The organism is Streptomyces sp. NPDC048521 (assembly GCF_043199855.1).
GTDB lineage: Bacteria > Actinomycetota > Actinomycetes > Streptomycetales > Streptomycetaceae > Streptomyces.
Genome location: NZ_JBICWR010000010.1, coordinates 224337 through 244577 on the forward strand (window position 1 = coordinate 224337; position 20241 = coordinate 244577).

The 20241-nt window shown below is 71.6% G+C and carries 21 protein-coding genes; 8 read left to right on the forward strand and 13 right to left on the reverse strand.

The genetic code is table 11. The annotated features are described in order from the left end of the window. The first annotated feature begins 163 nt into the window (after positions 1–163). Positions 164–832, forward strand: coding sequence for a peptide deformylase (gene def, locus ACGFRF_RS23950; RefSeq protein WP_393743043.1), 669 nt, complete (start codon positions 164–166; stop codon positions 830–832). Here def and ACGFRF_RS23955 read toward each other — a convergent pair. Then, positions 798–2132, reverse strand: coding sequence for a geranylgeranyl reductase family protein (locus ACGFRF_RS23955; protein WP_393743045.1), 1335 nt, complete (start codon positions 2130–2132; stop codon positions 798–800). The genes def and ACGFRF_RS23955 overlap by 35 nt on opposite strands. Before the next feature lie 47 nt (positions 2133–2179). Here ACGFRF_RS23955 and ACGFRF_RS23960 point away from each other — a divergent pair, with 47 nt between their 5' ends. After that, positions 2180–2698, forward strand: coding sequence for a GNAT family N-acetyltransferase (locus tag ACGFRF_RS23960; protein WP_393743047.1), 519 nt, complete (start codon positions 2180–2182; stop codon positions 2696–2698). Between the two features lie 109 nt (positions 2699–2807). Next, entirely contained in the window at positions 2808–3116 is a 309-nt protein-coding gene (locus ACGFRF_RS23965) for a PASTA domain-containing protein (protein WP_393743049.1), read from the forward strand. Between the two features lie 27 nt (positions 3117–3143). On the opposite strand, the gene ACGFRF_RS23970 is transcribed toward ACGFRF_RS23965, so the two are convergent. Genes ACGFRF_RS23970 through ACGFRF_RS23985 form a run of 4 tightly spaced genes read right to left on the reverse strand, consistent with a single transcriptional unit; the run spans position 3144 to position 7646 of the window. Further along, complete coding sequence (locus ACGFRF_RS23970; protein WP_393743051.1) at positions 3144–3839, reverse strand: demethylmenaquinone methyltransferase; 696 nt, start codon at positions 3837–3839, stop codon at positions 3144–3146. Between the two features lie 23 nt (positions 3840–3862). Then, positions 3863–4996, reverse strand: coding sequence for an acyltransferase (locus ACGFRF_RS23975; RefSeq protein WP_393743053.1), 1134 nt, complete (start codon positions 4994–4996; stop codon positions 3863–3865). Continuing rightward, on the reverse strand, positions 4997–7312 hold the full coding sequence (locus tag ACGFRF_RS23980) for a bifunctional polysaccharide deacetylase/glycosyltransferase family 2 protein (protein ID WP_393743055.1): 2316 nt from the start codon (positions 7310–7312) through the stop codon (positions 4997–4999). A gap of 19 nt (positions 7313–7331) precedes the next feature. Continuing rightward, on the reverse strand, positions 7332–7646 hold the full coding sequence (locus tag ACGFRF_RS23985; RefSeq protein WP_393743057.1) for a hypothetical protein: 315 nt from the start codon (positions 7644–7646) through the stop codon (positions 7332–7334). 277 nt (positions 7647–7923) lie between these two features. Between ACGFRF_RS23985 and ACGFRF_RS23990 the strand changes: the two genes are divergently transcribed. Next, the gene (locus ACGFRF_RS23990) at positions 7924–8919 is read left to right on the forward strand and encodes a chitinase (RefSeq protein ID WP_393743059.1); all 996 of its coding nucleotides are present in this window, start codon (positions 7924–7926) and stop codon (positions 8917–8919) included. A gap of 5 nt (positions 8920–8924) precedes the next feature. Here the strand turns inward: ACGFRF_RS23990 and ACGFRF_RS23995 are convergent, their stop codons facing one another. The 5 genes from ACGFRF_RS23995 to ACGFRF_RS24015 all read right to left on the reverse strand — a co-directional run bounded on the left by ACGFRF_RS23995 (position 8925) and on the right by ACGFRF_RS24015 (position 14434). Then, positions 8925–9590 carry a hypothetical protein gene (locus ACGFRF_RS23995; RefSeq protein WP_393743061.1) on the reverse strand — a complete coding sequence of 222 codons (666 nt, stop codon included), beginning with the start codon at positions 9588–9590 and terminating at the stop codon, positions 8925–8927. A 7-nt stretch (positions 9591–9597) separates the two neighbouring features. After that, the gene (gene mqnC / locus ACGFRF_RS24000; protein ID WP_393743063.1) at positions 9598–10797 is read right to left on the reverse strand and encodes a cyclic dehypoxanthinyl futalosine synthase; all 1200 of its coding nucleotides are present in this window, start codon (positions 10795–10797) and stop codon (positions 9598–9600) included. A gap of 72 nt (positions 10798–10869) precedes the next feature. Further along, complete coding sequence (locus ACGFRF_RS24005) at positions 10870–11616, reverse strand: prepilin peptidase (RefSeq protein ID WP_393743256.1); 747 nt, start codon at positions 11614–11616, stop codon at positions 10870–10872. A 197-nt stretch (positions 11617–11813) separates the two neighbouring features. Beyond that, a complete protein-coding gene (locus ACGFRF_RS24010; RefSeq protein ID WP_393743065.1) occupies positions 11814–13535 on the reverse strand; it encodes a serine/threonine-protein kinase in 1722 nt (573 codons plus the stop codon). A gap of 50 nt (positions 13536–13585) precedes the next feature. Further along, complete coding sequence (locus ACGFRF_RS24015) at positions 13586–14434, reverse strand: menaquinone biosynthetic enzyme MqnA/MqnD family protein (RefSeq protein WP_393743067.1); 849 nt, start codon at positions 14432–14434, stop codon at positions 13586–13588. Positions 14435–14719: 285 nt separating this feature from the next. Here ACGFRF_RS24015 and ACGFRF_RS24020 point away from each other — a divergent pair, with 285 nt between their 5' ends. Continuing rightward, positions 14720–14923, forward strand: a complete 204-nt coding sequence (locus ACGFRF_RS24020; protein WP_003992177.1) for a cold-shock protein — start codon at positions 14720–14722, stop codon at positions 14921–14923. A gap of 113 nt (positions 14924–15036) precedes the next feature. Here ACGFRF_RS24020 and ACGFRF_RS24025 read toward each other — a convergent pair whose 3' ends face one another. Next, entirely contained in the window at positions 15037–15600 is a 564-nt protein-coding gene (locus ACGFRF_RS24025) for a helix-turn-helix domain-containing protein (protein ID WP_393743069.1), read from the reverse strand. Between the two features lie 68 nt (positions 15601–15668). Between ACGFRF_RS24025 and ACGFRF_RS24030 the strand changes: the two genes are divergently transcribed. Continuing rightward, positions 15669–16361: an AzlC family ABC transporter permease gene (locus ACGFRF_RS24030; RefSeq protein WP_393743071.1), complete on the forward strand. Its 693-nt coding sequence runs from the start codon at positions 15669–15671 to the stop codon at positions 16359–16361. Then, positions 16358–16672, forward strand: a complete 315-nt coding sequence (locus tag ACGFRF_RS24035) for an AzlD domain-containing protein (protein ID WP_393743073.1) — start codon at positions 16358–16360, stop codon at positions 16670–16672. The genes ACGFRF_RS24030 and ACGFRF_RS24035 overlap by 4 nt, the downstream gene beginning before the upstream one ends. On the opposite strand, the gene ACGFRF_RS24040 is transcribed toward ACGFRF_RS24035, so the two are convergent. Beyond that, entirely contained in the window at positions 16669–18378 is a 1710-nt protein-coding gene (locus ACGFRF_RS24040) for a serine/threonine-protein kinase (protein ID WP_393743075.1), read from the reverse strand. The two genes, ACGFRF_RS24035 and ACGFRF_RS24040, sit on opposite strands and share 4 nt — an antisense overlap. Positions 18379–18464: 86 nt before the next feature. Between ACGFRF_RS24040 and ACGFRF_RS24045 the strand changes: the two genes are divergently transcribed. Beyond that, entirely contained in the window at positions 18465–19097 is a 633-nt protein-coding gene (locus tag ACGFRF_RS24045) for a class I SAM-dependent methyltransferase (protein ID WP_393743077.1), read from the forward strand. 90 nt (positions 19098–19187) lie between these two features. Here ACGFRF_RS24045 and ACGFRF_RS24050 read toward each other — a convergent pair whose 3' ends face one another. Next, positions 19188–20069: a LysR family transcriptional regulator gene (locus ACGFRF_RS24050; protein ID WP_393743079.1), complete on the reverse strand. Its 882-nt coding sequence runs from the start codon at positions 20067–20069 to the stop codon at positions 19188–19190. Positions 20070–20241 lie beyond the last annotated feature (172 nt).

Here is a 20241-nt window from a genome sequence, read left to right on the forward strand (position 1 = left end):
GGGGGCAGCGGCCCTTGCGCTTTCCCCCGGGCTGCCCCGGCTCGCTCCTTCCCCGGGCTGACCCGAATCGCTCCTTCCCCGTCTGCCCGGCTCGGCTCTTCCCTGACATGCTCGGCTCGGACCGCCGGACGGCGGTTCGTCCACGAGCGAAGGAGACAGCGCGATGCCACGCGTGTTCGTGCAGGGAAGCCCCGTCGGCCATTTCCCCCGTTACGCCCCCGAGGCCGGGCGTGGTGCGGTGCGCCGTGTCACCGAGGTCGGTGAGGAGGTGCTGCACAGGCCGTGCCGGGACGTCACGGAGTTCGGGCCCGACCTCGCCGCGCTCATCGACGACATGTTCCGCACCATGTATGTCGCGGAGGGGGCCGGACTGGCGGCCAATCAGGTCGGGGTCGATCTGCGTCTGTTCGTGTACGACTGCCCTGATGACGAAGGAATCCGACATGTCGGACACATCGTCAATCCGGTGCTCGAAACGCCCTTGAACGGGCGACGGCTACTGGAGGAGGGTGAGGGCTGCCTGTCGGTGCCGGGTGCCCTCATGGCGGTGCCGCGACCGGACCGGGCCGTCGTACGGGGGCAGGACAGGGACGGCGACGCCGTCGTCATCGAGGGCACCGGGTACTTCGCGCGCTGCCTCGCCCACGAGACCGACCACACCCACGGGTACGTCTACCTGGACCGGCTCTCCAAGCGGGAGAAAAGGGACGCGCTGCGGCAGATGGCGGACCGGCGGGACGAGGTGTACGCCCGCCGGGCCGCCAAGGCCGAGGCCCTGAGCCGGGCCCAGGGGATGCTCACGCCTTCGGGGCGACCTTGCTCAGGCCGTTGATGATGCGGTCCATCGCGTCGCCGCCCGTGGGGTCGGTGAGGTTGGCCAGCAGCTTCAGGGTGAACTTCATCAGCAGCGGATGCGTCAGGCCGCGCTGGGCGGCGATCTGCATGACCTTCGGGTTGCCGATGAGCTTCACGAAGGCACGGCCGAGGGTGTAGTAGCCGCCGTAGGTGTCCTTGAGGACGCGCGGGTAGCGCTGCAGGGCGATCTCGCGCTGGGCGGGCGTGGCCCGCGCGTGGGCCTGGACGATGACGTCGGCGGCGATCTGGCCGGACTCCATGGCGTAGGCGATGCCCTCGCCGTTGAAGGGGTTCACCAGGCCGCCGGCGTCTCCGACGAGCAGCAGGCCCTTGGTGTAGTGCGGCTGGCGGTTGAAGGCCATGGGGAGCGCGGCGCCACGGATGGGGCCGGTCATGTTCTCGGGGGTGTAACCCCACTCCTCCGGCATGGAGGCGCACCAGGCCTTGAGAACCTCGCGCCAGTCCAGCTCCTTGAAGGAGGCGGAGGTGTTGAGCACGCCGAGGCCGACGTTGGACGTGCCGTCGCCCATGCCGAAGACCCAGCCGTAGCCGGGCAGCAGGCGGTCCTGGGCGCCGCGGCGGTCCCACAGCTCCAGCCAGGACTCCAGGTAGTCGTCGTCGTGGCGGGGCGAGGTGAAGTAGGTGCGCACCGCGACACCCATGGGGCGGTCCTCGCGGCGGTGCAGGCCCATCGCGAGGGACAGACGAGTGGAGTTGCCGTCGGCGGCGACGACGAGCGGGGCGCGGAAGGTGACCTCGCGCTTGTCCTCGCCGAGCTTGGCGGTCACACCGGTGATGCGGCCGGTGCGGTCGTCGACGATCGGGCCGCTGACGGTGCAACGCTCGTACAGGCGGGCGCCGGCCTTCTGGGCGTTGCGGGCGAGTTGCTCGTCGAAGTCGTCGCGCTTGCGGACCAGGCCGTAGTCCGGGAAGGAGGCGAGATCGGGCCAGTCGAGCTCGAGCCGGACGCCGCCGCCGATGATCCGCAGGCCCTTGTTGCGCAGCCAGCCGGCCTCCTCGGAGATGTCGATGCCCATGGCGACGAGCTGCTTGACCGCGCGAGGGGTGAGACCGTCGCCGCAGACCTTCTCGCGCGGGAACTCGGTCTTCTCCAGGAGCAGGACGTCGAGGCCGGCCTTGGCGAGGTGGTACGCGGTCGTGGAGCCGGCTGGCCCCGCGCCCACGACGATCACATCGGCGGTGTTGTCGGAGAGGGGCTCGGTCACGGCGGGATCTCCCCAAGGTTCGAAATGTACGTGCCGACCGGCACTGGACATGGGCAGTCTATTCAGCAGAATTGATCACCCGTCTGAAGGGCTGCCCTGTGAACCGACCTCTTCCCGCGGTACGGCTGCGCGTTCCCACCCATGAGGACGCGGTCGCCTGGCACCGGGTCTTCGACGACCCCGAGGTCATGGAGTTCTACGGCGGCAGGCCCGCGGCCCTGTCGGTCTACGAGGAACTCACCGCGCGCCAGCGGCGGCACGACGCGGAGCTGGGGTTCTGTCTGTGGACGATGCTGGACGAGACCGGTGAGGTCATCGGCTTCACCGGCGCGCAGCCCTGGCGGCCGGACTGGGGGCCGGCCGGCGAGACGGAGATCGGCTGGCGGCTCGGCCGGGCGCACTGGGGCAAGGGGTACGTCACCGCCGCGGCGCTGGAGACCCTCAGGCGGGTGCGGGCGGCCGGGGTGCCGGGTGTGGTGGCGATGGTCCGGCCGGGCAACGAGCGGTCGATCGCGGTGACCCGGCGGCTCGGCATGCAACCGGCGGAGACCTACGAGCACCCCGCACTGAACGAGCCGGCGCTCTGCTTCCGACTCCCCTTCACTCACGCACAGTAGTCGTCTGTCACGGAAAGACACCGGCGTCTTCCGGGTGGGACCCGCGGGAGTTACCCTTCCAGTACCGCTGGGGGTGACATCTGTGCGTATAACACCCAAAACACCCGAAGTGCGCGTTCCCCGTCTGGTCGGTCTGATGGCCGTGGACGCGCGCGAGACGGCCCGGGCGCAGGGCCTGTTCCTCAACGCGCCGGACCGCCCGGACTTCCACCGCACGGTCGTCGACTACGTCGTACGCCAGTTTCCGCAGCCCGGTGCCGAGGTGCCGCCGGACTCGATGGTGTACGTGTGGTTCGACTTCGGTGAGGGCGAGGGCGGCGGAGGCGTCCGAGAACCACGCATCCCGCAGCCGCCCACCGGCGGACTCCAGCGCGAGCTGGGCGAACCCGGCGACGCCTTCGAGATGATCGACCGCTGAGACAGCCGACGGGTGGCGGCGCTCCGTTCAGCTGTCCTTGAAGCCCCGGTGCAGTGCGACCACGCCGCCGGTGAGGTTGCGCCAGGCCACCTTCGACCAGCCCGCCTTGCGCAGCCGTTCGGCGAGGCCGGGCTGGTCGGGCCAGGCACGGATGGACTCGGCGAGGTAGACGTAGGCGTCCGGGTTCGAGGACACCGCGCGCGCGACCGGCGGCAGCGCCCGCATCAGGTACTCGGTGTAGACGGTCCGGAAGGGCGCCCAGGTGGGGTGCGAGAACTCGCAGATCACCACGCGCCCGCCGGGCCGCGTCACCCGGTACATCTCCCGCAGGGCCGCGTCCGTGTCCTGCACGTTGCGCAACCCGAAGGAGATCGTCACGGCGTCGAAGGTGTCGTCCTTGAAGGGGAGCTTCGTCGCGTCGCCCGCCGTGAACGGCAGCCAGGTGTGCTTCTTCTTGCCGACCTGCAGCATCCCGAGGGAGAAGTCGCAGGGGACGACGTACGCGCCCGTCTGCGCGAAGGGCAGCGAGGAGGTCGCCGTGCCGGCCGCGAGATCGAGGACCTTCTGCGCCGGGCGCGCGTCGACCGCCCTCGCCACCTCCTTGCGCCAGCGCCGGTCCTGGCCGAGCGACAGCACGTCGTTCGTCAGGTCGTACCGTTCCGCCACGTCGTCGAACATCGAGGCGACTTCATGCGGCTGCTTGTTCAAGGAAGCACGGGTCACCCGCCCATTGTTGCAGCCCGGCCTCACGGCACGAGCCTCGGCTTCTTGCGTGCCGCGATGTCCTCCACCCAGCCGCACAGCAGGACGAAGACGGCGATCAGGAGCCAGCCGACGCCGAACATGAACCACTCGCTGTCCAGCGGCAGGTACGTCGCGAAGGCGGGCACGTTCCAGAACCGGTCGATCAGCGGGACGGCGAGGATCAGGGCGATCTCGTGCCACAGGTAGATCGTCACCGCGCGCGCGTTGAAGACGGTGACCGTCCGGTCGAGGCGGCGGAAACGGGCGAGCCACGCGAAGTCGATCCGGAAGTACGCCTTCGCCCACATCAGCAGCAGCACGAAGCCGGCCGACCAGAAGGCCTGGGCGAGGGGGTTCTCGTCGAGGTCGTACGTGCCGAAGTCGGCCCCGTGCGAGAACGCGTACCAGGCGCCGTAGCCCAGCGCCGCGCATGACAGGGCCGGCACGAGGGCCGGTCTCATCCGCTGGAGCACGCCGTCGCGGTGGGCGAAGCCGAGGATCCAGCAGCAGAGATACGTCGACAGGTCCCACAGGGCGCTGCCGAAGCGGTCGTCCGGGCCGGACCAGGCGAAGGCGAGGACCAGGATCGGGGTGAGGGAGAGGAGCAGTACGGGGACGGGAGCCTTGCGGAAGATCCACAGCAGGGCCGGGGAGAGGAGGACGAACCAGAGGTACGTGCGCAGGTACCAGAGGATCTCCCAGGCCTGCTCGCCCCATGCGCTGCCCGGCGGGTCGCCGAGCGGGACGATCCAGTAGACGATCTGCCGGCCTGGCATCCAGCCGTGGATCAGCATCGCGAGCACCACGAAGACCCCCCAGAACCAGAAGGGGGGCAGGAGGCGGCGCAGACGGCCTCTGAGCACCTTCAGGGCGGGGCGTTCCAGGGACCTGGCCATGAGGGTGCCGGCGAGGGCGAACATGACGCCCATGGAGGGGAAGAGGAGGGCGCACCAGGGCCAGCCGAAGGTGTGGTACGTGACGACCCTGATCAGGGCCACGGCCCTGAGGGTGTCGAAGTAGCGGTCTCTTCCGGTCGCTCCTGGCCGCGGTGGCTCGGCCCGGGACGGTCGGGCGGTGCCGCAAGGGGCGCCCGCAGCCGGGCGGACCCCGGCATCCCCCTTCCTGTGCGATCCCACTCAGCTCACCCCCGCCGGTGTCCCCACCTCGCCCGTGCGCTTCAGCTTCTGCCAGCGGAGGCGGCCGCCGGTGAGGGCGGTGATGCAGGAGTGGATGAGGACGAGGTACATCATCTGGCGGTAGGCCAGTTGCTGCAGGGGCATCATGAGCAGGTAGCGGTACTTCTCGCGGTCGAGGCGGAACGCGTAAGCGGCGCAAGCCAGTTGGACACCGAGCACCGCCAGCCACGCCAGCAGGGCCGCGCGCAGGTCGATGAAGATCATCGAGTAGACGGTGAAGACGTCGATCAGCGGGGCGAAGACCGGCGTGACGATCTGGAAGATCACCACCAGGGGCATGCCGACACGCCCGAAGCGGCCCGAAGGTCCCTTGTCCGTCAGGGACTTGCGGTGCTTCCACAGGGCCTGCATGGTGCCGTACGACCAGCGGTAGCGCTGGGACCAGAGCTGTTTCATGGAGCCCGGCGCCTCCGTCCAGGCCCTGGCGTGTTCCTGGTAGACGACGTGCCAGCCCGCGCGGTGCATCGCGATCGTGATGTCGGTGTCCTCGGCGAGGGTGTCCTCGCTCATCCCGCCGACCGCGAGCACCGCCTCCCGGCGGAACGCGCCGATCGCTCCCGGGATCGTCGGCATGCAGCGCAGCAGGTCGTACATGCGCCGGTCGAGGTTGAAGCCCATCACGTACTCGATGTGCTGCCAGGCGCCGATGACCGTGTTGCGGTTGCCGACCTTGGCGTTGCCGGCGACCGCGCCGACCCGGGGATCGGCGAAGGGCTGCACGAGGTGCCGTACGGTGTCCGGTTCGAAGACGGTGTCGCCGTCCATCATCACGACGATGTCGTGAGCGGCGTTGCGGACGCCGTTGTTCAGGGCGGCCGGCTTGCCCGCGTTCTCCTGCCGGATGATCCGGACGTTCGTCATGCCGAGCGACTCGGCCGCCTCGCGCGCGATCTCGGAGGTGCGGTCCGTCGAACCGTCGTCGACGACGATGATCTCGATCGGATGGGTGCTCCGCGCCAGCGACTTCAGGGTGTTGGCGATGCACTCCTTCTCGTTGTACGCCGGCACGATCACGCTCACCGGCCGGGTGACCGGCGGGCCCCAGCTGAACCGGCGTCTGTTGCGTTGCCGGTGGTGGCGGCGGGCGAGGATCACCATCATCCCGAAGCGGCCCATGACGGCCACGCCGACGACCATCAGCCCGACGGAGAGCACCGGCAGGGTCCATTCGGCGACGGCGACGGCCGCGATGAGGGCCTTGCCCTCGTAGAGGGTCATCCCGGTGGCGGTGCGATGGGCGGCCTGGAGGCGGGCGGGGCCGGTCGCGGTGCCGCCCGGTGTCGCGACCGGTCCGGTGCCGGCCGCCCCGGCTTCGGTCGCACCCTCCGCCGGCTGTCCGGCCGTGCCCCCGTTCGCCGCCTGCCGTTCGGTGGCGCGCTGCTTGTCGATGACGCCGCTGATGGTGGTGAAGGTGTAGCCCTTCGCCTTCATCTTCTCGATGTACTCGGGCAGCGCCTCGATGGTCTGCGAGCGCTCGCCGCCCGCGTCGTGGAAGAGGACCGAGGCGCCCGCGCCGCCCTTCGGGGTGGCCCACTGGACGATCTTCGATACGCCCGGCCGCTTCCAGTCGTCGCTGTCGGTGTCGACGAAGACGCTGGTGTAGCCGTCCTTGCCGAGCTTCTGGTAGACGGGCCAGCTGTAGTCGTCGATGGCGTCGGTCTCGGAGGAGTACGGCGCGCGGAACAGGGTCGTGGTGATGCCGGCCGCGCCGGCGAGGGCGAGCTGCGTCTGCTCCATCTCGCGGTCGACACGGGCGGCGCTCTGGTACGACAGGTCGACGTGCGTGAAGGTGTGGATGCCGACCTCGTTGCCCTGTTGGACCATCGTCTTCACGATGCCCGGATAGCGCGACACCATCGAGCCGACCAGGAAGAACGTGCCGGGGACGTCGTACTTGCGCAGGATCGCGAGGACCTGGGGCGTCCAGGTCGGGTTCGGGCCGTCGTCGAAGGTGAGCGCGATGGTCTTGGACGGGACGGAGACCGTGGTGGCCTGGCCACCCCGAAAGGTGAGGATCGGGCCGCCGTTCAGGATCTTGTCGGGGACCTTGTCGGCGCTCGCGCCGGTGCGCACCCGCTGGTCGCCGCCGACCTCGGAGCGCAGATAGCCGTCGAGCAGCATCACGCAGGTCAGCGCCAGCAGGAGCAGGAGGGCGAGGATGGTGCGGGGCCGCTGGAGCGCCGCGGCCCGGCCTGCGGCGCGTTCGATGCGGGTGGGCGCGCGCCTGCGGCCCCGGGAGGACGTCGGAGTGGTCATGACTGCCGCTGCGCTCCGGTCAGTTGGCGCCCGCGGACGCGGACGCGGACACGGACGGGGTGGTGGCGACGAGGGCGGTGACCGAGGGCGGCACCGAGGGCGTGCCGTTCGGCAGGTCCGCCTGGCGGCCGATACCGCCCTGCGGCCGTACCTGGCCGGGGGCCTGGCGCCCGCCGGCGTTGCCGAAGGGCAGCAGGGAGGACGGGTCGAGGGAGGTGCCCCAGCCCATGAAGGCGGCGACGAGCACGCCCGCATAGGTGAGGCAGACGGCGCCGACCAGCAGGCCGAGGCGGCGCAGCACCTTCGACCGGCGTCCGGTGGTGTCAACGAACACGGGCCCCTCGACAGGCCCGTTGCCATGTTTGCGACGGCGACCGCACCTGACGGCGCGACTTTCGATGGCGGGTTCGGATTGCATTCCTCGGATATTAGAGAGCTTTTATGTGTCCCTTTCCTGGAAAACCCTGTGAGCCACCCATGAGGCCTGGCTCAACCTGTCGTTTCCCTGAGAAGACCGCCTAGGCACACGGTTTCGTGTGAGAGATTTCCTCCCTGGGAACGCTTTCCGTTTCCTTCCTGCGGCATATGTCACAAGAACGGGTGCACACGCGATGAGAAGTTCACTGAGGCCGATCGCCGGGTTCGCTTGCGCATTTGCACTCGCAGTGACCGGTTGCTCCGAGGAGGCGGCGAGCACAGCCCGCTCCCCCGGCTCCTCCCCTGCGTACACTCCCGATTACGCCCCCTACGTCAGCGCCACCGAGGCCGCCGCCACCGATTCCGCCGGGTCCCCGTCGACGTACAACCTCGCCTTCGTGATCGCCGACGGCAGCGGCTGCGCGCCGCGGTGGAACGGCACCGAGGCGATCGGCGACTCCGCGGTGAAGTCCCGGATCGCGGGGCTGAAGAAGGACGGCGCCACCGTCCGCGTCTCCTTCGGCGGGGCCTCCGGCAAGGAACTGGCCGCCACCTGCCACAGCGTCTCCGCGCTGGCCGCCGCGTACGCCGAGGCGCTGGACGCGGCCGGTTCCACCCAGGCCGACTTCGACATCGAGGGCGACGAACTGACCGACTCCGCCTCCGTCGCGCTGCGTGCGCAGGCGATAGCCAGGCTGCAGCAGGAACGCCCGGACCTGAAGGTCTCCTTCACCCTGCCGGTGATGCCCTCGGGCCTCGACTCCGACAGCCTCGCCCTGCTGGAGTCGGCGAACACGTACGACGTCCAGGTCTCCACGGTCAACCTGATGACCATGAACTACGGCGAGTCGTACGGGGGCGACATGGGCGACTACGCCCTCGCCTCCGCACGGGCCGCCCACACCCAGCTCAAGAAGGTGTTCGGGCTGTCGGACTCCGGTGCCTGGCGGGGCATGGCGCTCACCTCGATGATCGGCGTCAACGACGTGGCCGGTGAGACGTTCACGCTCTCCGACGCCGACCAGGTGCGCACCTTCGCCGAGGACAAGGAGATCGCCTGGGTGTCGATGTGGTCGGCCTTCCGCGACCAGCAGTGCATGGACGGGGAGGCCGGGCAGGACGACGCGGCGACCGACTGCAGCGGGGTGACGCAGGGTTCGGGGGCGTTCGGGAAGCGGTTCTCCGGCTGAACCGGTCAACGGCCCCGGTACACCAGCCGGCCGGCCAGCACGGTCGCCACACAGGTCGCCCCACCGCGCTCCGTCAGCGCCGTCTCGTCGGGTACGTCGAACACGGCCAGGTCGGCCCGGCCGCCGACGGTCAGCGGGCCGTGGACCGTGCCGGGGAGGTCGTGCCCCTCGGCGAACGGGTCGAGGTCCGGCCGCTCGCCGAGCAGCATGCTGCCCGGAGCGCCCGTGATCCCGACGACGGTCAGCCCGGACCGGGCCACGGCCGTGGCCACCAGCGGATCGCGGAAGCGGGCTCCCGGGGACGCCACCGCCGTCGTGCCGTACCGCAGCATCCGCTGCAGACCGCGCCGTACGCTGCCCGCCCAGCGGGTCTCGGCGAGGTCGCCCAGGGCGGCCAGCCGTTCGCCCCACAGGGGCAGTTCACCCAGCTCGTCGGCTTCGCGCGGGTCGGGGTGGTAGCAGTGGCGCAGCAACCACAGCGGGTGCCACTGACGCAGGCCCGGGGTGAGCACTCCCGGCCACCGCCGCACCCGCGCGCCCGGCGCCGCGGCGGCGACCTCCGGGTACGGCCCGACGGCCGTGATCCGGTCGCCGTCCACCACCACGGCTCCGTCCACGACGGGTGCCACGCCCACCGGCAGGATCAGTGGGGCGGCGTGGATCGTCAGCACGGCAGGCTCAGTTGGACGCCAGCAGCTTCAGCTCGGGGTGGGCCGTGCCGCCCTCGATCGCCGTGGAGGAGATGTGGGAGACCACGCGGTCGTCGACGGGGTCGTTCGCCGGGTCGTCGTGCACGACGAGGTGCTCGTACGTCGTCGCGCGCTGCGCCGGGACGCGGCCCGCCTTGCGGATGAGGTCGATGATCTCCAGCCGGTTGGAGCGGTGCTTGGCACCGGCCGAGGAGACCACGTTCTCCTCCAGCATGATCGAGCCGAGGTCGTCCGCGCCGTAGTGCAGCGACAGCTGGCCGACCTCCTTGCCGGTGGTCAGCCAGGAGCCCTGGATGTGCTGGACGTTGTCCAGGAAGAGGCGGGCGATCGCGATCATCCGCAGGTACTCGAAGAGGGTCGCCTGGGTGCGACCCTTCAGGTGGTTGTTCTCGGGCTGGTAGGTGTACGGGATGAAGGCGCGGAAGCCGCCCGTGCGGTCCTGCACGTCCCGGATCATGCGCAGGTGCTCGATGCGTTCGGCGTTCGTCTCGCCCGTGCCCATGAGCATGGTGGACGTCGACTCCACGCCCAGCTCGTGCGCGGTCTCCATGATCTCCAGCCAGCGCTCGCCGCTCTCCTTCAGCGGGGCGATGGCCTTGCGCGGCCGCTCGGGCAGGAGTTCGGCGCCCGCGCCGGCGAAGGAGTCCAGACCGGCATCGTGGATGCGGGTGATGGCCTCCTCGACCGACACGCCGGAGATCCGCGCCATGTGCTCGACCTCGGAGGCGCCCAGCGAGTGGATCACCAGCTGCGGGAAGGCCTCCTTGATGGCCCGGAAGTGCTTCTCGTAGTACTCCACGCCGTAGTCCGGGTGGTGGCCGCCCTGGAACATGATCTGGGTGCCGCCCAGCTCGACGGTCTCGGCGCAGCGGCGCAGGATGTCGTCGAGGTCGCGGGTCCAGCCCTTGGCGGTGTCCTTGGGGGCCGCGTAGAACGCGCAGAACTTGCACGCCGTGACGCACACGTTCGTGTAGTTGATGTTGCGCTCGATGATGTACGTCGCGATGTGCTCGATGCCGGCGTACTTGCGGCGGCGCACGGCGTCGGCGGCGGCGCCCAGGGCGTGCAGGGGCGCGTCGCGGTAGAGGACGAGCGCCTCTTCCGGGGTGATCCGCCCACCGGCGGCGGCACGGTCGAGGACAGACTGGAGGTCGGCCTTCTCGGTCACCAGGGCGTCCCTTTCGTCAAGGGTTGTGAGCGGACCGCAACAGCGTACGCCAGCCGTTTCCGCCCGAGGACGTCAGGCCGCGTACGCGCCGATCAGCAGCCCGGCGAAGGCGCCGGCCATCAGAAAAGGCCCGAAGGGGATCGCCGTCTTGCGCCCCGCCCTCCGGACGACGACGAGCGCGCCGCCGTAGAGAGCGCCGAACAGGAACCCGGCGAAGGTGCCCAGCAGCACGGTGGGCCAGCCGTACCAGCCGAGCACGGCGCCCATGCCCACGGCCAGCTTCACGTCGCCGAAGCCCATGCCGGCCGGGTTGATGCGATGCAGCACGTAGTAGCCGCCGCCGAGCGCGAGGGCGGCGTAGAGCGCGGTGAGCCAGTGGCCGGCGTGCTCGGGCAGCAGCGCGGTGAGGCCCAGCAGGGCGAGCGCGCCGGCGGCGAGCGGCAGGGTCAGCGGGTCGGGCAGCCGCTGCACCCGGAAGTCCACCACGGCCAGCAGCACCCCGACCGGCGCGAGCAGCAGCCAGACCGCCAGCTCGGGCCGGGTGCCGGTGGCGGCCGCGAGGGCGGCACAGGTCAGGGCGGTGGCGGCGGCGAGAAGGGCGCCGGAGGGCGCGAGACGGGGGGCGGAGGCGGTGTGCTCACCCGCGCACTGTCCGCACGTCGCCCCGCCGAACCACCCGCGGACCGGGTGGCCGTCCGGGCACCGGTCCCGCCAGGACTCGCCGGACGGGACGGCAAAGCGGTACGCGGCCCGGGGCAGCAGCGCGCCCGCCACCGCGCCCCACAGCGCCGAGATCAGCACCAGCGCGCCCGTGGTCACCCCCGCCGCGCTCACGCGGCCGGGTCTTCCGTCGAACTCACCGTGCTGCGCAGCGCCATGGCGGGTGTCCTCGAAGTGCCGTTGCCGGAAGTGCGCCGAGCAGCCTACGGACATCCGGCCGCCCCGCGCACCCGGTACCCGGCTCGGGCGGCTCGGAATGTCGAACGGCTGATCCGTGGACAGCCCGGCTCCGCCCGCTAGCGGACCTTCGACATCCGCGAAACCGGGTTGCCCTCCTCCGAACTGTCCGACGTGTACTTCAGGTCGTCGCCGACCGGTGTCAACTCCACCTGGTGCGGGGCCTGGTTGCAGCCTGCGTCATTGCCGGCGGCGCCCACCGAGGTCGCGAGGATCTGGGTGCTGGTCACCTTCTTCAGGAAGAGGGTGTCGTCGCAGACGGCGCCGAGCCGGTCGGTCTGCCGGAGCCGTCCCACCGTCTCGCCGACGCGCGCCTGCTGGACGGTGAGCCGGAAGGTGCCCATGGGCAGGGCGCCGCCGAGGCCGGTGGCCTGCCCCTCCCACGTGCCGAGGTAGCGGGCCGGGACGGTGCCCGGCTGGTCGCTCATGCCCCCGGCGCTGCCGGCCGTCGCGCTCGGGGCCGGGGGGTGTGCGGTGTCACCGCCCGCGTTCGTGTCGCCGCCCGCCTGGAACCACGGCCGCAGCAGGAGGCCGAGCCCGACGGTGGCCGCGGCCAGCGCCCCGGCGACCGCCAGCGCCACCGTGCAGCTCAGCCGGCGCCCGCGGCCGGCCTCCACGGGCGCGGAGGTCGCCGCCACGCTGAGGGAGACCCTGCCGGGGGGCGGTACGTCCCGTGGCGCAGGCACGGCGGTCGGCGCGGCCGGCATCCCAAAAGCGCTGGTCACCGGCCCACCGACGGCCATGACGGGCGCCGCCCCGAACTCGCCGGTGGGCGCCGGCGGACGGTGACCGGTCGCCGTGGATTCGCCGGTGCCCGACGTCGGCCCCGCCGCTCCGCTCACCGACAGGCTGCTGAAGCGCACGGGTCCCGACCGCACCGCCTCCCCCGTGTCCAGGTTGAGCAGGCGTACGGCACTGCGGCTGACCTGTTCCACCAGGGCGCCCGGCAGCCAGCCGCCCGCGATCAGCCGGGCGGTGCCTTCGGGGGCGAGGCGCCGGCCCACCTCGGCGGGCTCGGGCCGGGCCGCCGGGTCCTTGGCCAGGCAGGCCGCCACCACCGCGCGCAGCTCACCGTCGAGGGGGCCGAGTTCGGGCTCTTCGTGGACGACCTTGTAGAGCAGCGCGGCCGAGGAGTCGCCCCGGAAGGGCGGTTCGCCGGTGGCCGCGCAGGCGAGGACGGCACCGAGGGAGAAGACGTCGGCGGCGCCGGTGACGCCCTCGCCGAGGATCTGCTCGGGCGCCATGTAGCCCGGGGAGCCGATCGACACACCGGTGGAGGTCAGGGACGCCGTACCGTCCATCGCCCGGGCGATGCCGAAGTCGATCAGAAGGGGACCGTCCAGGGTCAGCAGGACGTTGGACGGCTTCACGTCCCGGTGGACCAGGCCCAGTTCGTGCACGGCCGTCAGCGCCTCGGCGAGGCCGGCGCCGAGGGCCCGTACGGTGTGCGCGGGCAGCGGCCCGCCGTCGGTGACGGCCACCGCGAGGGACGGGCCGGCCGCGTAGGCGGTGGCGACCCAGGGCACCGGGGCGTCCGGATCCGCGTCCAGGACGGGCGCGGTCCAGGTACCGCCGACCCGGCGCGCGGCCTCCACCTCGCGCCTGAACCGGGCGCGGAACTCCTCGTCCAGGGCGAAGTGCGGGTGCACGATCTTCACCGCGACCGTACGGCCACCCGCGCTGCGGCCGAAATAGACCCGGCCCATGCCACCGGAACCGAGCCGTCCGAGCAGCCGGTAGGGACCGACCTCGGCCGGTTCGTCAGCTTCCAGCGGCTGCATGGCGCTCTCTCCCCCCGACGCCTTGTCTGCAGCAGCGTAGTGACTCGTGCCTACGGCTGCAGCAGGTCCACCTTCACATCCTCCGGGAAGCCCGTCGTCGGGCCCACCCTGCGGGCGAACTCGGCGACGGCCCGCAGCTGCGGGTCGCCGAAGCTGAAGTCGAGGGTGGTGAAGTACTGCTCCAGGGTCGCCTCGTCGAAGGCCTCCCAGCGGGCGGCCTGCTCGGCCACCTTGCCGACCTCCTCCAGGGAGAGGTTGCGGGAGGCGAGGAAGGCCTCGTGGACCTTGCGGGTGATGGACGGCTCGCGTTCCAGGTAGTCCCGGCGGGCCGCCCAGACCGCGAAGACGAACGGCAGGCCGGTCCACTCCTTCCAGAGCGCGCCGAGGTCGTGCACCTGGAGGCCGTAGCGCGGGCCGTCGAGGAGGTTCGCCCGCAGGGCGGCGTCACCGATGAGGACGGCGGCCTCCGCCTCCTGCATCATCAGGCTGAGGTCGGGCGGGCAGGTGTAGTAGTCGGGCTGGACGCCGTAGCGCTCGGCGAGGAGGAGCTGGGCCAGACGGACGGACGTGCGGGAGGTCGAGCCGAGGGCGACCCGGGCGCCGTCCAGCCGGTCGAGGGGGACCTGGGAGACGATCACGCAGGACATCACCGGGCCGTCGCAGCCGACGGCGATGTCCGGGAAGGCGACGAGTTCGTCGGCGTTGCGCAGGAACTCGACCAGGGTGACGGGGCCGATGTCGAGGTCGCCGCGCACGAGCTGCTCGCTGAGCTTCTCCGGGGTGTCCTTGGTCAGCTCGAAGTCGAGGAGCGTGCCGGTTCTCGCGAGCCCCCAGTAGAGGGGCAGGCAGTTCAGGAACTGGATGTGGCCGACGCGCGGCCGGGTGCGAGAATTGTCCACATCGCGAGACTAGACCCGTGCGGTACCGTGCTCGGACCGACCCCGCCGCCAAACGGGCTAGCGAGGGTTCAAACATCCGGGTGAAGTGATCTTGACCTCTATTGCTTTCGGCTGCCCGCGTGCTAGGCTCGCCGCAAGTTGCAGTTTGGTTTCCCTTGCAGTACAGAGCCTGCGGAGCATGTAACCGCAGGCTCTCGTCGTTTTCAGACGAATGCAGTTGTGCAGCACCGTTTCGCACGTGCAGGTTCTGGAGCAGGGCAACCCTTTTGAGCCCAAGGAGGGCTTATGGCTACCGGAACCGTTAAGTGGTTCAACGCCGAAAAGGGCTTTGGCTTCATCGCCCAGGAGGGCGGCGGCCCCGACGTCTTCGTTCACTACTCCGCGATCAACGCCTCCGGCTTCCGCTCCCTCGAGGAGAACCAGCAGGTGAGCTTCGACGTGACGCAGGGCCCGAAGGGTCCGCAGGCGGAGAACGTCACCCCCGTCTGATCACTGCCTGATCGCAGAACCTGAGTGCAGTACCCAAGGAGCCCCACGCCGTAAGGCGACGGGGCTCCTGCCTTTTCCGCACCCACTCGTTCGGTGAATTCTCGGCGCATTCCCTATGTGTGCTGCATGACGAGGACGAAGGTCGTGCCCGGCACCAGCGCCTCGTACGAGTGAGCCACATCCCCCCGATAGCTCATGTAGTCCCCGGGATTCAGCTCCGCTTCCTCCCCGGCCGGTCCCGCCTTCACCCGGCCCGTACTGACGACCAGGTGTTCGACCGTGCCCGGGATGTGCGGCTCCGACGTGCGCGCCGCCCCGGGCTCCGCCCGCAGGTGGTAGATGTCCCGCCGGGCCCCGGGCGGGCTCGCCGACAGCAGCGTCGCGACGTAGTTCGCCTGCTCCGAGGCGACGGCGGGGCCCTCGCCCGCGCGGATCACCCGGACGCTCGGCACCGGCGGCTCGACCAGGGCGCTGAACGGGACGCCGAGCGCCACCCCCAGCGCCCAGATGGTCTCCATGCTCGGGTTCCCGCTCGCCGCCTCCAGCTGGGAGAGCGTGGACTTCGCGATCCCGGCGCGCTTGGCCAGCTCGGACAGGGAGAGCCCGGCGCGGGTCCGCTCCCGCTTGAGGGACGCGGCGATCCACTCCATGGGGAGCCGGGCGGGAACCTCGGACATGTCGTTCGCTCCATCGGTACGATCGTTCGCCTTGACGGACAGGCTGGCTGCTGTCCATTCTAAAGAACATGCGTTCGCTACAACGAACACCGAAGGCCGTCGCCCCCTTGCTCCGCGACAGCTCGCTCGTCTGGCTCGCCAGCGGCATCGTCGGCGTCTCCTTCGGCGCCGTCTCCGTCGCCGGCGGGCTGCCGGTGTGGGTGCCGGTGCTCATGTCGCTGGTGGTGTACGCCGGGTCCGCCCAGTTCAGCGCGGTGGGCGTGCTGCTCGCCGGGGGCGGCCCGGTCGCCGCCGCGGCCACCGGGCTGCTGCTCAACACCCGCACGGCCGCCTTCAGCCTCGCCGTGGCCGAGATCCTCGGCACCGGCCGCGCCAGCCGCTTCCTCGGCGCCCATCTGGTCACCGACGAGACGGTCGCCTTCGCCCTCGCCCAGCCCGATCCGGCGCGGCAGCGGCGGGCGTTCTGGATCTCCGGGCTCGGCCTGTTCGCCGTATGGAACATCGGCGTCCTGGCCGGCGCGCTCGCGGGCAGCGCCCTCGGTGACACGGCCCGCTACGGGCTGGACGCCGCCTTCCCGGCCGTCCTGGTCGCCCTGGTCCTGCCCACCCTGCGCGCGGACGCGGCGGTACGGCGATGCGCCCTGCTCGGCGCCGCCCTCGCCCTGGCGGCCACGCCCGCCGTGCCGGCCGGGGTGCCGGTGCTGCTCGCCCTCGCCGGACTGCTCCTGCACCGCGGGCCCGCCCCGGGAGCCGCCGCATGAACGCCACGGTCGCCGTGATCCTGGCCCTGGCCGTCGGGACATACGCCTTCCGGCTGGTCGGCCCGGTCCTGCACGGGCGGGTCACGGTCCCGCACCGCGTCCAGGAGCTGGCCTCGGCGGGCGCGGTAGTCCTGCTCGTCGCCCTGCTGGCCACGGGCGCCCTGACCGAGTCCGGCGGCTTCGCGGGCTGGGCCCGCCCTGCCGGCGTCCTGGTCGGCGCCGCCCTGGCCTGGCGCCGGGCCCCCTTCGCCGTCGTCGTCCTCGGCGCGGCGACGACGACGGCGCTGCTGCGGCTGGCGGGGGTGGGCTAGGCCGCGTCCCGCCAGACCGTCAGGTCGCCCTGGAGGAAGGCGAGGTCCGGCAGCGCGGTCGACTTCGTCTGGACCACGAACAGCGCGATGTCACCCGACGGGTGCTTGATGCAGATCTCGCTGCCGTTCGCCATCGAGGCCAGCGGCCAGCGGTGACGCGTGGCGTGCTGGAGCATGAGACGGCACTCGTCGAGGCTGGTGCCGTGCCCGCCGAATATCTGGACGAACACGCTGGCGTCGCTCTCCAGCTCGCAGCCGGGCGTCTTGCAGCCGAAGCGGATGGCCCCCTTGTCGTTCTTCGGCTTGCCGTCCGGGTCCTCGATGCTCAGCGGGTTCTTCGCGTCCAGCATCCGCGGGGCGTACGACTCGGCCTGCGGCTGCGACGGCGAGGCCGAGGAGGACCCTCCCGCCCCCGGTGCGGCGCCACCGCCCCCCGAGTCCGAGGACTCCGAGGAGTCCGACGAGGATCCCGGCGCGGACGCCGACGACCGTGCGGACGCTCCCCCGCCGGAGGCCGAGGAACCGGTCGCCGAGGAACCGGTCGCCGCGTCCCGCAGACCGGACCGGTTCCGGGCGTCCATCACCGACCACGCCAGGAGTGCCACCAGCAGCGCACCGCCCACCACACCGGCGACCGACATCAGCGCGGCACGCCGTCTGCGGGCCTTGCGCTCCTCCGGCGTCGGCTGCGGCCACCCCGCCGGAAGCTGCGGGTAACCGATGAGCGGCTGCGGCTGCGCCGGGGTGGGCTCCAGGTGCCCGATCAGCTGCTGCGGCTGCGGGTGCGCCCGGGTGGGCTCCGGGACCGGTGCCGGTACCACGACCTCCGGCCCGGTGATCTCCCGCCACACCGCCGGTCCCCCGCCCGCGTCGGCATCCGCGCCCAGCCGCTGCCGGCACCAGTCCACGACCTCTGCCAAAGTGGCCCGCTCCGCCGGGTCGGCGGCCAGACACCGGGCCATCAGCGGACGCAGCGCCTCCGGCAGCAGGGACAGGTCGGGTTCGGAGTGCACGATCCGGTACAGCACGTTGACGGCCGGGCCGTCGCCGTAGAGCGGCCTGCCCAGCGCCGCGAACGCGGCCGTCTGCCCGAGCGCGAAGACGTCGGTCGCCGCCGTCACCTCGTCCCCGGCCGCCTGCTCCGGAGCCATGAACGAGGGCGTGCCGATGGTGCCCCCCGTCGCCGTGTACGAGGTCCCGTCGGCGGCCAGCGCGATACCGAAGTCGATCACTCGGGGCCCGTCGGCGGCCAGCAGCACGTTCGACGGCTTCAGGTCCCGGTGCACGATCCCGGCGTCGTGGATCGCCTGCAACGCCTCGGCCACCCCCGCCATCAGCCACAGCACCGCGGGCACCGGCAACGGCCCACGCCGGGCCACGGCCTCCGCCAGGGACGGCCCGGGCACGTACAGCGTGGCCAGCCACGGCGGCACGCCGTCGGCATCGGCGTCGATCAGCTCGGCGGTGTACGCCCCCCGTACCCGCCGGGCGGCTGTGATCTCCCGGCCGAACCGCCGCCGGAAGTCCGGGTCGTCGGCCAGCTCGGGCCGTACGACCTTGATCGCCACGGGACGGCCGCCCTGCGTGTGCGACAGGTAGACCCGGCCCATGCCGCCCGCGCCCAGCCGGGCGGCCAGCCGGTACCCCGCCACCACGGGGGGATCGTCGGCCTGCAGTGGCTGAAAGGCCTCCGTCGCATGGCTCATCGGCCGGTACCCCCCCCCGTGTGATGCGTTGGCCAACGGCAGCAGCCTAAGCGGAGTGTCGGTGCGGCCCGTTACGGTCCCTCCCCATGACCGACACCCGCACCTTCTACGACACCGTCGCCGAGGACTACGCCGCGCACTTCCGCGACTTCCTCGCCGATTGGCCCCTGGAACGGGCCATCCTCGCCGCGTACGCCGAACAGGTCGGCCCCGGCGGCACGGTCGCCGACCTCGGCTGCGGCCCCGGCGAGGTCACCGCCCACCTGGCCGGCCTGGGCCTGTCCGTCTTCGGCCTCGACCTCTCCGAGTCCATGATCGCCATCGCCCGCCGCGAGCATCCCGCGCTGCGGTTCGAGCAGGGTTCGATGCGGGAGTTGTCCATGGCCGACGGTTCGCTGGCCGGGGTCGTCTCCTGGTACTCCAGCATCCACACACCCTTGGACGAACTTCCCGCGCTGTTCGCCGAGTTCCACCGCGTGCTGGCCCCCGGCGGACGGCTCCTGCTCGCCTTCCAGGTGGGTGACGTGCCGCTCCGCCTCGAACGTCCCTGGGGCCGTGACGTGGCCCTGGACCACCACCGGCGCCGCCCCGAGCAGATGGCGGAGCTGCTGTCCGACGCCGGGTTCGCCCTCCGCTCCAGCACCGTGCGCGAGCCCGAGGAGGCACGGGGGGCGTCGTTGGTCCCACAGGCGTTCCTCCTGGCCCAGAAGGAAGGCTGATCGGGCGGGGTGGTGGTGGGGTGGGCGCGGTGGTGAGGTGGGAGCCGTGGACGTCGGCAAGGCGGTAAGACGGTCTGGGGGAGCCGGCGTTCACCGCAAGGCGGCCACCGTGTCCGCGAAGGCCCTGGCCGGCGGGCTGAGCGCGTCCCAGCGGCGGACGGCCCAGCCGACGGGGAGGGGACGGAGGCCGGGGAGGGGGACCAGGCGCAGCGGGCCGTCGCCGGGAACGGGCAGGCCGGGTACGGCGGGTACGACCGCCCTTCCCAGGCCCAGCTCGGCGAGCAGCAACGCCGTGTCCCAGTCGGCGACGCTCGGCTCGTACGCGAACCGGACGCCCCGCTCGGCGCACGCCGTTTCCAGGTGGGCGGCGGACGTGGAGTTCGGGGGGAGCCGGATGAGCCGGACGCCGGCGAGGTCCGCAGGGTCCAGGTGCGGGCGGTCGGCGAGTGGGTCGTCCGCCGGGACGGCCAGCAACCACGGCAGTTCCACGACCGTCCGCTGCTCGATGCCCCGCACCGGTGGGCCGATGGTGATCCAGGCCAGGTCCAGCGTGCCGTCGGCGAGGGCGTCGAAGCTGCCGCGGCCCGAACTGACCGTGCGGAACTCCAGGTTGACCTTGGGGTGGTGGCGGCGGAACGTGACGACCGCGTCCGACATGAAATGCCGGACGGTCGTGGCGCCGGTGGCCACACGGACGTAGCCGCTGTGACCGTCGACCAGGTCGCGCAGCTGTCGTACGGCGACGTCGAGGGCGTTGATGCCCTCGGTCGCGGCGGCCTCCAGGAGGCGGCCGGCCTGGGTGGGGACGACTCCACGGGGCTGCCGTTCGAGCAGGGCCACCCCGGTCTCCCGCTCCAGCCGCTTGACGTGCTGGCTGACGGCGGACTGGGTGCAGCCGAGGTCGCGGGCGACCGAGCTGAGGCTGCCCGCGCGGCATACGGCCACGAACACGCGAAGGTCGTCCAGCGTCACAACACCCAAGCTAACACTTGGGTTTGCCGAGAAAACCCAAGGATTGACTGTCTTCAGGGGGCCGTACGAGGATCGTTCGCGGGCCGCAACCGACCCAGGCGGCAACCCGCTCCCCGCCCCGCCGAGTCCGGACGAGGGGGGACCAGCGAGGAGCGGGTGTCGACCCTCGCCC